The sequence below is a fragment of the Bradyrhizobium sp. UFLA01-814 genome (genome assembly GCF_046718885.1).
In the GTDB taxonomy this organism is placed as follows: Bacteria; Pseudomonadota; Alphaproteobacteria; order Rhizobiales; family Xanthobacteraceae; genus Bradyrhizobium; species Bradyrhizobium elkanii.
Genome location: NZ_JAQOSR010000064.1, coordinates 1 through 14,339 on the forward strand (window position 1 = coordinate 1; position 14,339 = coordinate 14,339).

Annotated in this window: 12 protein-coding genes and 1 pseudogene; 5 read left to right on the forward strand and 8 right to left on the reverse strand. The window is 66.0% G+C overall.

Annotation, left to right across the window (positions count from 1 at the left end):
• Positions 1-1,089 (forward strand): annotated as a pseudogene (locus PMN64_RS20330) (glutamate synthase subunit alpha); the annotation flags it as partial.
• A gap of 159 nt (positions 1,090-1,248) precedes the next feature.
• The gene (locus PMN64_RS20335; RefSeq protein WP_411781904.1) at positions 1,249-2,706 is read left to right on the forward strand and encodes a glutamate synthase subunit beta; all 1,458 of its coding nucleotides are present in this window, start codon (positions 1,249-1,251) and stop codon (positions 2,704-2,706) included.
• A gap of 177 nt (positions 2,707-2,883) precedes the next feature.
• Here the strand turns inward: PMN64_RS20335 and PMN64_RS20340 are convergent, their stop codons facing one another.
• Positions 2,884-4,578: an outer membrane beta-barrel protein gene (locus tag PMN64_RS20340; protein WP_411781905.1), complete on the reverse strand. Its 1,695-nt coding sequence runs from the start codon at positions 4,576-4,578 to the stop codon at positions 2,884-2,886.
• Between the two features lie 261 nt (positions 4,579-4,839).
• Here PMN64_RS20340 and PMN64_RS20345 point away from each other — a divergent pair, with 261 nt between their 5' ends.
• Positions 4,840-5,850: an SIS domain-containing protein gene (locus PMN64_RS20345; RefSeq protein WP_411781906.1), complete on the forward strand. Its 1,011-nt coding sequence runs from the start codon at positions 4,840-4,842 to the stop codon at positions 5,848-5,850.
• A 55-nt stretch (positions 5,851-5,905) separates the two neighbouring features.
• Here the strand turns inward: PMN64_RS20345 and PMN64_RS20350 are convergent, their stop codons facing one another.
• Entirely contained in the window at positions 5,906-6,445 is a 540-nt protein-coding gene (locus PMN64_RS20350; protein WP_411781907.1) for a carboxymuconolactone decarboxylase family protein, read from the reverse strand.
• 87 nt (positions 6,446-6,532) lie between these two features.
• On the opposite strand from PMN64_RS20350, the gene PMN64_RS20355 reads away from it, so the two are divergent.
• Positions 6,533-6,892, forward strand: a complete 360-nt coding sequence (locus tag PMN64_RS20355) for a winged helix-turn-helix transcriptional regulator (RefSeq protein WP_411781908.1) — start codon at positions 6,533-6,535, stop codon at positions 6,890-6,892.
• A 164-nt stretch (positions 6,893-7,056) separates the two neighbouring features.
• Here PMN64_RS20355 and PMN64_RS20360 read toward each other — a convergent pair whose 3' ends face one another.
• The 3 genes from PMN64_RS20360 to hemH form a co-directional block, all read right to left on the reverse strand.
• Positions 7,057-7,503, reverse strand: a complete 447-nt coding sequence (locus PMN64_RS20360; RefSeq protein WP_038384355.1) for an NfeD family protein — start codon at positions 7,501-7,503, stop codon at positions 7,057-7,059.
• A 41-nt stretch (positions 7,504-7,544) separates the two neighbouring features.
• A complete protein-coding gene (locus PMN64_RS20365; RefSeq protein ID WP_028341353.1) occupies positions 7,545-8,549 on the reverse strand; it encodes an SPFH domain-containing protein in 1,005 nt (334 codons plus the stop codon).
• Between the two features lie 198 nt (positions 8,550-8,747).
• Positions 8,748-9,785, reverse strand: a complete 1,038-nt coding sequence (hemH, locus tag PMN64_RS20370; protein ID WP_411781909.1) for a ferrochelatase — start codon at positions 9,783-9,785, stop codon at positions 8,748-8,750.
• A 114-nt stretch (positions 9,786-9,899) separates the two neighbouring features.
• Between hemH and PMN64_RS20375 the strand changes: the two genes are divergently transcribed.
• On the forward strand, positions 9,900-10,298 hold the full coding sequence (locus PMN64_RS20375) for an MAPEG family protein (RefSeq protein ID WP_016842609.1): 399 nt from the start codon (positions 9,900-9,902) through the stop codon (positions 10,296-10,298).
• A 175-nt stretch (positions 10,299-10,473) separates the two neighbouring features.
• On the opposite strand, the gene PMN64_RS20380 is transcribed toward PMN64_RS20375, so the two are convergent.
• From PMN64_RS20380 to PMN64_RS20390, 3 genes are read right to left on the reverse strand one after another with little or no spacing between them, the layout of a single operon-like run.
• A complete protein-coding gene (locus PMN64_RS20380) occupies positions 10,474-11,592 on the reverse strand; it encodes a nickel/cobalt transporter (protein ID WP_411781911.1) in 1,119 nt (372 codons plus the stop codon).
• Positions 11,589-12,227: a DUF1007 family protein gene (locus PMN64_RS20385; protein ID WP_411781912.1), complete on the reverse strand. Its 639-nt coding sequence runs from the start codon at positions 12,225-12,227 to the stop codon at positions 11,589-11,591. The genes PMN64_RS20380 and PMN64_RS20385 overlap by 4 nt, the downstream gene beginning before the upstream one ends.
• Before the next feature lie 14 nt (positions 12,228-12,241).
• Positions 12,242-14,329, reverse strand: a complete 2,088-nt coding sequence (locus PMN64_RS20390; RefSeq protein WP_411781913.1) for a M3 family metallopeptidase — start codon at positions 14,327-14,329, stop codon at positions 12,242-12,244.
• Positions 14,330-14,339: the final 10 nt, after the last annotated feature.

Sequence of the window (14,339 nt, forward strand, 5' to 3'; positions counted from 1 at the left end):
CCATGGTCGTCGGCAGCGTCAGATGTGTATAAGAGACAGGTCCAGATGCTGGACCAGACCGCGCTGGTCTCGCACTGGAAGGCCAAGGGCCTCGATTTCTCCAAGCTGTTCGTGCGGCAGAAGGAGGAGAAGGGCCAGACGATCTATCACTCGGAAAGCCAGAACCACCATCTGGAAGCCGTGCTCGACCGCCGGCTGATCGGGAAGGCGCAGGCCGCGCTCGATCGCGGCGCCCCGGTCAAGATCGAGGAAGAGATCAACAACACCGACCGTTCCGCCGGCGCGATGCTGTCGGGCGCGGTGGCCAAGATCTACGGCCATGCCGGCCTGCCGCTCGACACCATCCATGTCGGCCTGAAGGGCACGGCGGGACAGGCGTTCGGCGCCTGGCTCGCCAAGGGCGTCACCTTCGACCTCGAGGGTGAAGGCAACGACTATGTCGGCAAGGGCCTCTCGGGCGGCTGCATCATCGTCAAGCCGCCGAAGATCTCCGGCATCGTGCCGGAGGAGTCGATCATCGTCGGCAACACCGTGATGTACGGCGCGATCGCGGGCGAGTGCTACTTCCGCGGCATCGCCGGCGAGCGCTTCGCGGTGCGCAACTCCGGCGCAGTCGCGGTCGTCGAAGGCGCCGGCGATCATTGCTGCGAATACATGACCGGCGGCATCGTCGTGGTGCTCGGCAAGACCGGGCGCAACTTCGCGGCCGGCATGTCCGGCGGCATCGCCTATGTGCTGGACGAGACCGGCGACTTCGACAAGCTCTGCAATCTTTCGATGGTCGAGCTCGAGCCGGTGCTGTCGGAGGAGATGATCAACGCCGACACCTACCACCACTCCGGCGATCTCGAGGCGCATGGTCGGGTCGACGTGTTCCAGAACCTGCTCGAGTCCGACGTGGAGCGGCTGCACGTCCTGATCACGCGTCACGCCAAGCTGACGGGTTCGAAGAAGGCGGCGGAGATCCTCGCGGACTGGAAGAGCTGGCTGCTGAAATTCCGCAAGGTGATGCCGGTCGAGTACCGCCGCGCGCTGAAGGAAATGAAGGCGAACGCCGACGCCGAGCCGAAGATCGCGATCGGCGCGTAAGCCTGAAAGACCCTCATGGTGAGGAGGCGCGCAGCGCCGTCTCGAACCATGAGGCCGCCACACGGGCCTCCATCCTTCGAGACGCGGCGCACGCGCCGCTCCTCAGGATGAGGGTCAAACAGAACAGACGAACACATGATGCAGGGGCATCGGGTTTCAATGGGCAAGATCACAGGTTTTCTCGAGATCGAGCGGCATGACCGCAAGTACGAGCCGGTCGCCGATCGACTCAAGAACTTCAGGGAATTCGTCATTCCGCTGAGCGAGAAGGACACGCGCGACCAGGCTGCGCGCTGCATGAATTGCGGCATCCCCTATTGCCACGGCACCGGCTCGACCGCGCCGGGCACGCCGGGCTGCCCGGTCAACAACCAGATCCCCGATTTCAACGACCTCGTCTATCAGGGCAACTGGGAAGAGGCCTCGCGCAACCTGCACTCGACCAACAATTTCCCCGAATTCACCGGCCGCATCTGCCCGGCGCCGTGCGAGGCGTCCTGCACGCTCAACATCGACGACAACCCGGTCACCATCAAGACCATCGAATGCGCGATCGTCGACCGCGCCTGGGACAATGGCTGGCTGAAGCCGGAGATCGCAGCCGTTAAGACCGGCAAGAAGGTCGCCGTGATCGGCTCGGGTCCCGCCGGCATGGCCGCCGCGCAGCAGCTCGCGCGCGCCGGCCACGAGGTGCATGTCTACGAGAAGTTCGCCAAGGCCGGCGGCCTGCTGCGCTATGGCATTCCCGACTTCAAGATGGAGAAGGGCATCATCGACCGCCGCGTGGCACAGATGGAAGCCGAGGGCGTGACCTTCCACTACGGCAAGGCCGTCGGCGGCTCGACGCCAGGTGCGATCGACCCGCAGGAGCTCGCCAAGCAGTATGACGCCGTGGCGCTGACCGGCGGCGCGGAAGCCCCGCGCGACCTGCCGATCCCCGGCCGCGAGCTTTCCGGCATCCACTTCGCGATGGACTTCCTGCCGCAGCAGAACCGCCGCGTCTCCGGCGAGCCGCTGAACGGCGCCGCCGACATCCTTGCCGGCGGCAAGCATGTCGTCGTGATCGGCGGTGGCGACACCGGCTCGGACTGCATCGGCACCTCGTTCCGGCAAGGCGCAAAGTCGGTGACCCAGCTCGAGATCATGCCGGCGCCGCCCGAGCACGAGAACAAGGGCGTGACCTGGCCGAACTGGCCGCTGAAGATGCGCACGTCCTCGAGCCAGGCCGAAGGCGCGGTGCGCGAATTCGCCGTGCTGACGACGAAGTTCGAAGGCGTCGACGGCAAGGTGACGAAACTGCATTGCGTCAAGGTCGACGACAAGTTCAAGCCGCTGCCCGGCACCGAGTTCACGCTCGACGCCGAGCTCGTGCTGCTGGCGATGGGCTTCGTCCATCCGGTGCACGAGGGCCTGCTCAAGACGCTGGGCGTCGAGCTCGACCAGCGCGGCAACGTCCGCGCCTCCCTGCACGACTACCAGACCTCGCGCGCGAAGATCTTCTCCGCCGGCGACATGCGCCGCGGCCAGTCGCTCGTGGTCTGGGCAATCCGCGAAGGCCGCCAGTGCGCGCGCTCGATCGACACCTTCCTGATGGGGAAGACGGATCTGCCGGGGTAATCGCCCCGGCCGTTTCGCCGAACTGCATCTAACAAAGTCAGCTGTCATCGCCCGCGAAAGCGGGCGATCCAGTATTCCAGAGACGCCAGAGATCGAACGGAGAAGCCGCAGCGTACTGGATGCCCGCATGCGCGGGCATGACGAGCTATCGCAGCGGAACGTGAATGCCTCGTCGGCTCAGTTCTGCACCCGCACGCCCAGCATCACGACCGTGGACGCCGAGCTCTGCCCGGCCAAATTCGAATCCAGCCAGTCGCGGCGCACGGTGCCCTTGATCCAGAGGCTGCGGGTCATCTTGTAGATCAGGTCGGCGGACACCGAGTAGATCGTGTCGTTGCGGTTGTCGCCCTGGTAATCGAGCGTGCCGTAGGTGAACTTGCCGATGCCGGTCAGCCAGCGGCGGAAGTCGTGGTCGACCTCGACGGTGTAGGTGCGCGACAGCACGCCCGAGGTGCCGGGCAGCGTGGTCTCGCCGATCTGGGTGTCGGAATAGAATTTTGCGGTGGTCAGCGGCGTCGCGGTCCAGGTCAGCGAGGCGGTGGTGAGCAGGCCTTCGAGACGGTTGAGCCGCGTGTCGGCGTAATCGCGCATCGCGTAGCCGATCGAGACCTCGCCGAACAGCAGCCGCGTGAACTCGAACGAGGTGCCTGCCTTGACGTAGCCGCCCGAGGAGTTGCGCGCGTAACCATTGCGGTCGAGATAGAGATCGTGGAAGCGGCTGTCGCCCTGCACTTCGACGAACGGCTTCACCGCCGGATTGAGCTCGTAGCTCACCCGGCCGACGCCACCATATTGCGTGAAGTTGCGATCGTCGTTCGACGACGAGGTGCCGTCGGTGAGCTTCGACCATTGGTAATCGGTGCGGTCGACGGTGGCGCCGAGCGAGACCTGCATGCGGTTGAAATTCTGGTCGATACCGAAGGTGCCGCCGACGGTGGTGTAGATCGGATATCTGGCGAGGCCGGCCTGCACGTTCGGGCTGCCGGGATTGTCGGTCGAGACCAGCAGGCGGGCCTGCCCCAGGAGATGCGTGTCTCTTGAGACGTCGAGCCGGCCGTCGATATGACCAATGAAGTTCGGACGGTCGATGTCGAGCGGCGCCGACAGCGGCGTGCCGTCGGCATTCGGCGTCAGCCCGGAGCCATAGCCGGTGAAGGAGCCGCGCAAATCCGCGACGACGGCGTGACGCTCCCAGTCGGAGACCGCGAGGAATTCCGGCGCGACCATGTAAAACGCCTTGCCCTGCGGCGAGTAGAGCCGGCCCGGATTGGTGTCGTAGCCCGCCATCACCTCGACCGCGGTCTTGACCATGAACGAGCCGGCGTAGTCGCCGACCGCGCCGAACGGATCGTCGTCGATCTTGAGCCGCTTGCGCGGCGGCTGGCCGACGATGGTGCCGGCCATCGACGGCGGCAGCGGCGTCTTGTTGGCGGTCTCCGAGGGCGGGATCGACAGCCGCAGCTGCCCCGTGGCGTTCAACGGCGCCGGCGTCGGCTGCGGCGAGCCGGGTCCGGCCGGCGGCTTCGGCTTGGCCTGGCCCGGGTAGTATTTCGGCTTCTGGCGTTTGCGGTTGAGCGAGTCATAGCCCGACGTCGAGGCGCCGTTCGCTGCGGGGAGCCCGTAGGTCGGGACCTGCCCGATCCGCGTCGTCGTTGTCGATGTCGATGTCGATGAAGACGAGGAGGAACGGCGATCGCGATCGGCGTCGGGCAGCTTCAGGCCGTTCAGCGGATCCATGGCGTCGGCCGTGGTCCGGCGCAGCGGCGAATCCTGGGTGATCACCTGGCTCTGGCGATTAGGGCTAAAGAGATCGGGCGTCACGGTCTGAGCCTCGGCGAGCCCGGCGGTCACGGTCAACGCCAGAACAGTCACGGCAGGACATGGCAAAACCGCGCGGACAACGCATCCACGCCGGTCTGGGCCGCTTGCTGGCCGCCGCAACACGATGGAAATACTCCAACGAATTCATATACTTGTCGGACGCACTCCACCGGGCGGCGGAAAACGTCGTTAATGGAGTTAAAACAATTATGGTTAATGAGCCGTTGAGGATCGGCCGCCGCGCGTCGCATCGCGGAATCGAACGTGCTAAGGGAGACGCCCGGGTGCAAAACCCTCCCCCTGGAATCCGAAATGGCCAAACCGAAACCGCTGATGACCAAATCATCCGGCCCCGATGACGGCGCCGTTCAATCGGCGCTCCGCACCCTCGATGCCGAAGCAAGCGGCGTCGCAGCCCTTTCCGCAGCACTGAAGTCCGACCTCGGCGCGCCGTTCGCGGCCGCGGCGGAGCTGATCGGCAACGCCAAAGGACGGCTGATCGTCACCGGGCTCGGCAAGTCCGGCCATATCGGGCGCAAGATCGCCGCGACTTTTGCCTCGACCGGCACGCCGGCGTTCTTCGTGCACGCCGCCGAAGCGAGCCATGGCGACCTCGGCATGATCACGATCGATGACGTGATCCTGGCGCTGTCATGGTCCGGCGAGCAGCCGGAGATGCGCAACCTGATCGCCTATGCCGCGCGCTTCGGCATTCCGCTGATCGCGATGACGGCCGACAAGGATTCGACGCTGAGCAAGGCCGCCGACGTGCAGCTGACGCTGCCGAAGGCCCGCGAGGCCTGCCCGCACAATCTGGCGCCGACCACGTCCTCGCTGATGATGCTGGCGCTCGGCGATGCGCTGGCGATCGCGCTGCTCGAGGGCCGCGGCTTCACCTCGACCGATTTCAGCGTGCTGCATCCGGGCGGCAAGCTCGGCGCGCTCCTGAAATATGCCCGCGACCTCATGCATGGCGGCGACGCGGTGCCGCTCAAGCCGCTCGGCACCAAGATGTCCGATGCGCTGGTCGAGATGACCTCGAAGGGCTTTGGCTGCGTCGGCATCGTCGACCGCCACGGCCATCTCGTCGGCATCGTCACCGACGGCGATCTGCGCCGGCAGCTGCGCCGCCCCGACCTTTTGATGGTGTCGGTCGAGGAGGTCATGACCAAAACGCCGAAGACGATCAGCCGCGACACGCTGGCCGGCGAAGCGCTGGAGCTGCTCAACGCCTCGAAGATCACGACCCTGATCGTGACCGACGCAAAGAAGCCGGTCGGCATCATCCATCTGCACGACCTGCTGCGGGCGGGCGTGGCTTAATTTCGCTCTGTCATTCCGGGGCGCGCCTCTTGGCGCGAGCCCGGAATGACAGCGGTTACTTCGGAAATCTTGCCGCGGTCGCCTCCAGCGGCAGGGCCAGCGCGTTGGCGAGGTAGGAGACCGTGCGGTAGAAGCCGCACAGCAGGATGATCTCCAGGATCTGGTCCTCATCGTAATGCGCCGACAGCGCCGCGAATTCCTCGTCGCTCAATGTCGCCCGCGCATGCAGCGCGTCGACCGCCGCGATCATCGCCTGTTCGGCCGGCGACCAGCAGTCGGCATCGGCCGCACCGCGCACGGTGGCGTGGACCTGCTGCTCCGTCAGTTCGGCGGCCGCGCCGAACGCCGCGACATGGACGCCCCATTCATATTCGCATTCATTGAGCGCGCAGGTGCGGTCGATCACGATCTCCCGCTCCCGCAAGGAGAGCGGTCCGCGATCCAGCAGGCCGCCGCCGCGAAACTTCTCCCAGGCGCGCGGATGGCCGGCCATCACGCGGAACAGCACCAGCGGCGGCTTGCCGCGCATGATGCGGTCGAAATGCTGTTGAACGTCCGCCGGATAGGGCGGATCGAGCGGCGCGAGGCGTGACATGGCCAGATCCCGTTGCTACATTTAATGTAGCAATACGCTACAATATCTGTAGCGACCCGCAAGAGGGATTCGAAAGGAATTCGCGACATGTCGAAGCAGGGCCCAGTGACAAGATCCGCCGTCCGCGGCTCGCGGACCGGCCGCCCGATCATGGCGCTGCTCGATCTCTTGGGACGGCGCTGGACCTTGCGCATCATCTGGGAGCTGCGGGAGGGCGCGCTGACCTCGCGCGCGCTGCGCACCGCGTGCGACGAGGCCTCGCCGACCATCCTGCAGACGCGATTGACCGAGCTGCGCGAGGCCGGCTTCGTCGAGCTGACGGAGGATGGTTACGGCCTCACCGCGCTCGGGCGGGAGCTGTTCCAGACCTTCACGCCGCTCCATCGTTTCGCCGAGCGCTGGAGCAAGCGGGGCGGCAGCAAGACCTCGGCGACCGTTAGTGTGTAGCCCGCATGAGCGGAGCGATATGCGGGACCGGTCTCCCCGGGTATCGCGGAGCCTGTCATCGGGCGCGCATTCGCGCGACCCGTTGGCTCACCCGGGCTACGGATTACTCGTCCGAAGCAGCATTCGACGCTCGGGCCAAGTCGTCGTCGATGGCTCAGGTCAAACTAAGCGATCGCCACCGTCAAGCTCGCGCCGTCGGCGCGGACCACCTTCACCCGGCTGCCGGCCGGCGCATCGGGGCCGGCGACGCGCCACACCGTGTCATCGATCCGCACCGTGCCAGATCCGTCGATGATCGGCTTCTCCAGCGTGAATTCGCGGCCGACCAGGGCTTCGTTGCGGCGGTTGAGGAACGGGTTGGTCTTGCTCGCCGCCGTCGCGCCCTTGGCAAAATGCCGCCATGCCGGCACCGCCAACGCGGCGAACACCGCGAACATCAGGAGCTGCATCTGCCAGGACGGCGTGAAAACGAACGACAGCAGGCCCACAAGGAGCGCCGCGAGCCCGAGCCAGAACAGGAACACCCCGGGCGCCGCGAGCTCCAGCGCCATCAGGATGAAGCCGAAGATCAGCCAGTTCCAGGTACCCAATGTCGAAAACATCTCGGCCATGACAGGTCCTCTACCATTGCGGGCGCGACGCCGTCACGCCCTCACCGCTGCGGCGGCACCGGCGGTGGCACCGGTGGGCCGGCCGGCGGGACCGAGCCGCCGCGCCGTGCTGCGGCCGTAGCGGACGCCGCACTCTCGCCGAAGGTAGCCCGGGCGATCTCGCCGATGCCGGCCAGCGAGCCCAGCACGCTCGAGGTCTCGATCGGCAGCATCAGGACCTTCTGGTTCGGCGATTCCGCGAGCTGGCCGAACGCCTTGATGTACTTGTCGGCGATGAAATAGTTCAGCGCGGCAACGTCGCCCTTGGCGATCGATTCCGACACCATCTGGGTCGCCTTGGCCTCGGCCTCGGCGAGCCGCTCGCGCGCCTCGGCGTCGCGGAAGGCGGCCTCGCGGCGGCCCTCGGCCTGCAGGATCTGACCCTGCTTGGCGCCCTCGGCGCGCAGGATCTCGGATTGCCGCTGGCCCTCGGCCTGCAAGATGTCGGCGCGCTTGACGCGCTCGGCCTTCATCTGCCGGCCCATCGCCTCGACGAGGTCGGCCGGCGGCACGATGTCCTTGATCTCGATGCGGTTGACCTTGACGCCCCAGGGCGACACCGCGGCGTCGACCACGCGCAGCAGCCGCTCGTTGATCTCGTCGCGATGCGACAGCACCTGGTCGAGATCCATCGAGCCCATCACCGAGCGGATGTTGGTCATGGTCAGGACGGTGATCGCCTGGTTGAGATTGGCGACCTCGTAGCTCGCCTTCGCGGCATCGAACACCTGGTAGAACGCGACGCCGTCCACCGTCACGGTGGCGTTGTCCTTGGTGATCACCTCCTGCTCGGGAATGTCGATCACCTGCTCCATCATATTGATCTTGCGACCGATGCGATCGAAGTAGGGCACGATCAGATTGAGGCCGGGCGATAGCGTGCGGGTGTATTTGCCGAACCGCTCGATGGTCCAGTCATAACCCTGCGGAACGGTCTTGATCCCGGCGAACAGCGTAACGATGACGAGAAGAACAAACGCGATCGCGAAAACGTCGAAGCCAGTCATAAATTCCTCCAGGGCCGGCGAGACCGTCGCCAGTCACGGTCGTGCATTGGTCGGCAGGACCGCTCCGCCGGTTCAGCCGGCTGTTGTTCTCCCTAGCACATAGGAAGCTGCTGTCGGATGACCAGATGTCAACGAATGCCCGTGCCCGATGTCACGGATCGTTAACAATCAGATCCAGCCTCGCTTGATCCAGCCTTATTAGATCCAGCCCTGAAGCTCGCGCAGCACGAGCTGGCGGATCACGTCCATGCCGCCGTCGCTGTCGTTGAGGCAGGGGATCGCCGCGAACTGCTCGCCGCCATTGTGCCGGAAGATCTCGGCATTCTCCTGCGCGATCTCCTCCAGCGTCTCCAGGCAATCAGCGGAGAAGCCGGGCGTCACCACGGCAATGCGCCGCACACCGTCCTTGGCCAGCTTCTCGACCGTCTTGTCGGTATAGGGCTGCAGCCACTCGGCATTGCCGAAGCGCGACTGGAAGGTGAGGATCAGCCCGTTGGCATCGAGCCCGAGCCGCTTGCGCAGCGCATCGGTCGTGGCGATGCATTGCGCCTGATACGGATCGCCCTTGTCGACATATTCCTTCGGCATGCCGTGGAACGAGGCGAGGATGATCTCGGGCTGGAACGGCAAGGTCGCAAGATGCGCATTGATCGAGACCGCGAGCGCCTCGATGTAGTCGGGATCGTCGTAGTAAGGCGGCGTCACCCGCAGGATCGGCTGCGCGCGCATGCCGGCCAGCACGCGAAACGCCTCGTCGCAGACGGTCGCCGACGTCGCGGCGGAATATTGCGGATAGAGCGGCACCACCAGGAGCCGGCCGCAGCCCTGCGCCGCCAGCGCCTCGATGCGCTCCTTGATCGAAGGGTTGCCGTAGCGCATCGCCCAGTCGACCACGACGTGGTCGTGATCGGCGATCGCCTCCGCCAGCTTGTCGGCCTGCGAGCGCGTGATGGTCTTCAGCGGCGACTCGTTCTTCTCGGTGTTCCAGATCTTCAGATAGTCGCGCGCCTTGCGGGCCGGACGGACGCGCAGGATGATGCCGTTGAGGATCAGCTTCCAGAGCAGGCCCTGATCCTCGATCACCCGCGGATCGGACAGGAATTCCTTGAGATAGACCCGCACGCCGGCGGCATCCGCCGTATCGGGCGTGCCGAGATTGACCAGGAGCACGCCGACGCGTTCCGGCTTCGGCGCGCCGGCAGGCTTCGCGCTCTCGAAGGGGATCACCGTGCTCATGATGGCCTTGCGCTAGATATCCTTCGCTTGGGAGCTTTGGGCTTCGCGCGTTGCTCCAACCTTGTCAAGCCGAGTGCGGGTTGGCTACGTTCCCGTGCGGAATAAGGGGGAACCATGACGATCGCCGAATGGTGCGTCTTCGGGACGCTGATGCTCTCGCTGCTGACGATCGTATCGGTGAAGTGGACCGGCTTCCGCAGCTTCGACAATGCCAGGCCGCGCGATCCCGACTTCTACGACGACCCGATCCGCTCGCGGGCGCTCGGCGCCCACCAGAACGGCATCGAGGCCTTCCCGTTCTTCGCCTTCGCCGTACTGCTCGCCGAATTCCGCGTCGGCCCGCTGCGGCTGATCGACGAGCTCGCCGTGCTGTTCCTGATCGTGCGGATCGCCTACGTCTTCACCTATATCGGCAACCGCCCGACGCTGCGCTCGATCCTCTGGAGCATTGGCTTCGCGATCAACATCGCGATCTTCCTGCTGCCGGCGATCAGGGGCTATCTGACGAGTTGAGCCGCGAATCCGCTCACCTCCCCGTCATCCCCGCGCAAAGGCTTCGCCTTTGTCGCCGGAGGAGCGCGCCCTTGCGCGCGTCTCGAAGGATGCACGGCCCGGCTGGTGGCCGTCGATCCTTCGAGACGCCTGCTGCGCAGGCTCCTCAGGATGACGGATTACCTGGAGTGGGGCTCTACAAACACGTCGCCCGCTCGGCCGCGACGTAGCCGAACAGCAGGCCGAGCCCGAACAGCAGCACGAGGCCCGCGGCGGCGAACTCCAGGCCGCGCATGATGACCATGCCGCCGCCGTCGCGCGCCCCGCTCAGCCGCTCCGCCACGCCGCGCGCCGACACCGCGACCAGCGCGATCGCCGCCACCGTGATGGCGGTGCCGAGCCCCATCACGACGGTCGCGGCAATGCCGGCCCAGAACAGGCCCTGCGCCAGCGCGAACACCAGCACCAGGATCGCGCCCGAGCAGGGCCGGATCCCGACGGTCAAGATCGCGCCGAGCCCCCGCCGCCAGCCGCCAGGACCGGCGAGCTCGGCCGGCGTCGGGCCGTGCGAATGGCCGCAATGCTCGTCATGGACGTGTTGCGCGTCATGACCGTGATCGTGGCCGTGATGATGATGGCCATGATCGTCATGCGCGTGACGATGATGGTGATCATGGCCATGGTCGTGGTGATCGTGGTCATGATGGTCGTGATCGTGCTGATGCGCGCCGGCGATCGCCAGCGCCGGGCGCGGCATCTGCAGCGCGCGGAAGAAGCCGCCGCCCTTGACCCAGACCAGCCGGGCGCCGAACGCCGCGATCAGCGCGTAGCTTGCGATCTCGATCGCCTTCTCCGCCCCACACATGGTCTTCGCGGTCGCGTTGAGCAGCCACACGCAGATGCCCACGATGAGAACGGCGACCACCGACTGCATCAGCGCCGAGGCGAACGACAACACGATGCCGCGCCGCGCGGTCTCGCGATTGGCGACCATGTAGGAGGAAATCACCGCCTTCCCGTGGCCGGGGCCGGCGGCATGGAAAATCCCGTAGGCAAAGGAGATCGCGAGCAGCGTCCAGACCGCCGAGCCGTCGGATTTCGCGGCGCGGATGGTCTGCGATATCTCGCGGTAAAACTCCGACTGCTTCGCCAGCAGCCAGCCGACCAGGCCGCCCTGCGGCTCCGCCGCACGCGGTGCGCCGAACGGATTTTGCGCCAGCAGCGCATGAACAGCGCCATCGAGCAGCGCAAATGCCGCCAGCACGGCAGCGGACACGGCGAGGCCGCGCGTCATGCGCGAGACGATCGGCGTCATGGGCACTCCACCAAGACCTTGTTGGCGAACATCATGCCGAAATTGCCGTTGCCACCGTCGAGAAAGGTCTGCTCGCCGAGTTTCTGCGCGGCGGCGGTGCCGTCACTGTTCGGCCGTTCGAACTGCATCTTGCAGTCCGCCGCGGCGCCGACCAGCTTGACCGGCTCCTTCTCGGCATACTGGAAGTCGATGAAATAGGTCGGGTCGAACACTTCGAGCGAGAGCTGCCTGGCCTTGAACGGCGTCTTCATCGGCAAGGTGAAGTGCAGCGTCAGCGCCGAATCCTTGTATTCGAGGAAGTAGTCGACCGGTTCGGTGAACTTCTGCTTCTTGCCGTCGGCCTTGGCGAAGGTGAAGTAGGCGTATTCCTTCAGCGACTCGACATTGGTTTGCGCCAGCGGCGCCAGCTCCTCGCGGCTGTAGGCGCCCTTCACCTTGGTCTCGATACCCTGCAGCGCATAGGTCGAGAACATGTCGTCAAAGGTCCAGGCGTGGCGGACCCCCGTGATGGTGCCGTCGGGCGCGTAGATCAGCTCGCTCTTGGCGACGATCCAGACATGCGGATGGGCCTCGGCGGCCGCCGTGCCGAGCACGACGGACACCGCAAGCACGAGCCCAGCGATCAGGCGCTTCAACGACGGCCGCACCTTCAGGCCGCCTCAGGCGTCTCGAGCAGGCCGCGACGGCGCAAAAGCGCGTCCGGCTCGGGCTCGCGGCCGCGGAAGGCGACATAGGCCTCCTCGGGATCGCGCGAGCCGCCCGACGAATAGATGTCGTCATGCAGCCGCTTGGCGGTCGCGGGATCGAAGATGTCGCCGGCCTCCTCGAAGGCGCCGAAGGCGTCGGCGTCCATCACCTCCGACCACATGTAGCTGTAATAGCCGGAGGCATAGTGGTCGCCGGAGAAGATATGGCCGAACTGGGTCGGCCGGTGCCGCAGCGAGATTTCGGCGAGCATGCCGATCTTCTCCAGCTCCTTCTGTTCGAAGGCGCGGACGTCCCAGCTCGCCGCCGCCGGCTGGGTGTGGAATTCGAGGTCGACCAGCGCGGAGGAGACGAACTCCACGGTGGCAAAGCCCTGGTTGAACTTGCGCGCGGCGAGGAAGCGCTTGAGCAGGTCGTCCGGCAGCGCCTCCCCGGTCTGGTAGTGGCGGGCGAAGCGCTGCAGCACCTCGGGCCGCTCCTGCCAGTGCTCGTAGAGCTGCGAGGGCAGCTCGACGAAGTCGGTGAACACGCTGGTTCCGGACAGCGATGGATAGGTCACGTTGGACAGCATGCCGTGCAGGCCATGGCCGAACTCGTGGAACAGGGTCCGCGCATCGTCGGGCGACAGCAGCGACGGCGCGCCGTCGGCGCCCTTGGCGAAGTTGCAGACATTGATCACCAGCGGCGCGACGGCGCCGTCGAGCTTCTGCTGGTCGCGCAGCGAGGTCATCCAGGCGCCGGAACGTTTTGACGGCCGCGCGAAGTAGTCGCCGTAGAACAGCGCCTTGTGCTGGCCGTCGCGGCCCTTGACCTCCCAGACCCGGACATCTGGATGCCAGACCGGGACGTCCTTGCGTTCCTCGAAGGTGACTCCGAACAGGCGGGTGGCGCAGTCGAACGCGGCCTCGATCATGTGGTCGAGCACCAGATAGGGCTTGATCGCGGAATCGTCGAAATTGGCGCGGCGCTGGCGCAGCTTCTCGGCGTAGTAGCGCCAGTCCCAGGACGCCAAGGTGAAATTGCCGCCCTCCTCCGCGATCAGCGCCTGCAGCGCGTCGCGGTCGGCGAGCGCCCGCGCCCGCGCCGGCTTCCAGACCCGCTCCAAGAGGCCGCGCACGGCCTCCGGCGTCTTCGCCATGGAATCCTCGAGGCGGTAGGCGGCGTAGGTCGGGAAGCCCAGGATCTTGGCGGTCTCCTCGCGGAGTCTCAGGATCTCCACGATGGTCGCGTTGTTGTCGTTGGCGTTGCCATTGTCGCCGCGCGCCGTGAAGGCCTTGTAGACCTTCTCGCGCAGATCACGCCGCGACGAGCTTTGCAGGAACGGCTCGACCGAGGAGCGCGACAGCGTCACGATCGCCTTGCCTGGCATGCCGCGCTCTTCCGCCGCAGCCTTGGCAGCCGCCACAAATGTGTCGGAGAGACCGGCGCGGTCGTCCTCGCCGAGCTCCATGGACCACTCCTGCTCGTCGCCGAGCAGATGGTGGCTGAACGAGGTGCCGAGATGGGCGAGGCGCTCGTTGATCTCGGCCATGCGGGCCTTTGCCGCATCGTCGAGGCCGGCGCCGGAGCGGCGGAAGCGGGTGTAGGTGCGTTCCAGCAGCCGCATCTGCTCGCCGGTCAGGCCGAGCGAGGCGCGCTTCTCGTGCAGCATGGCGATGCGGCCAAACAGCACAGCGTTCATCATGATCGGATTCCAGTGCCGCGCCATTCGGGGCGACACTTCCTTGTCGATCTCCAAGATCGCCGGGCTCGAATGCGCCGAGACCAGATCGTAGAACACCGCCGAGACCTTCGACAGCAGCTTGCCGGAGCGCTCCAGCGCCGTGATGGTGTTGTCGAAGTCGGGCAGCGCCGGATCGTGGGTGATCGCAGTCACTTCCGCCGAATGATCGGCGAAGGCCTGCTCGAAAGCGGGCAGGAAATGCTCCGGCTTGATCTCGGCGAAGGGCGGCGTCTCGAGCGGCGTCTGCCATGCCTTCAGGAGGGGGTTGGCCAAAGTCTCGACCTTGGCGTCTGCGCTGGTTCCTGACATCGAATGTCCC

Bases quoted from the DNA above. Each gene is read 5' to 3' on its own strand.
- PMN64_RS20335 (WP_411781904.1), top strand. From the start codon at position 1,249: ATGGGCAAGATCACAGGTTTTCTCGAGATCGAGCGGCATGACCGCAAG.
- PMN64_RS20345 (WP_411781906.1), top strand. From the start codon at position 4,840: ATGGCCAAACCGAAACCGCTGATGACCAAATCATCCGGCCCCGATGAC.
- PMN64_RS20350 (WP_411781907.1), bottom strand. From the start codon at position 6,445: ATGTCACGCCTCGCGCCGCTCGATCCGCCCTATCCGGCGGACGTTCAA.
- PMN64_RS20355 (WP_411781908.1), top strand. From the start codon at position 6,533: ATGTCGAAGCAGGGCCCAGTGACAAGATCCGCCGTCCGCGGCTCGCGG.
- PMN64_RS20360 (WP_038384355.1), bottom strand. From the start codon at position 7,503: ATGGCCGAGATGTTTTCGACATTGGGTACCTGGAACTGGCTGATCTTC.
- PMN64_RS20365 (WP_028341353.1), bottom strand. From the start codon at position 8,549: ATGACTGGCTTCGACGTTTTCGCGATCGCGTTTGTTCTTCTCGTCATC.
- hemH (WP_411781909.1), bottom strand. From the start codon at position 9,785: ATGAGCACGGTGATCCCCTTCGAGAGCGCGAAGCCTGCCGGCGCGCCG.
- PMN64_RS20375 (WP_016842609.1), top strand. From the start codon at position 9,900: ATGACGATCGCCGAATGGTGCGTCTTCGGGACGCTGATGCTCTCGCTG.
- PMN64_RS20380 (WP_411781911.1), bottom strand. From the start codon at position 11,592: ATGACGCCGATCGTCTCGCGCATGACGCGCGGCCTCGCCGTGTCCGCT.
- PMN64_RS20390 (WP_411781913.1), bottom strand. From the start codon at position 14,329: ATGTCAGGAACCAGCGCAGACGCCAAGGTCGAGACTTTGGCCAACCCC.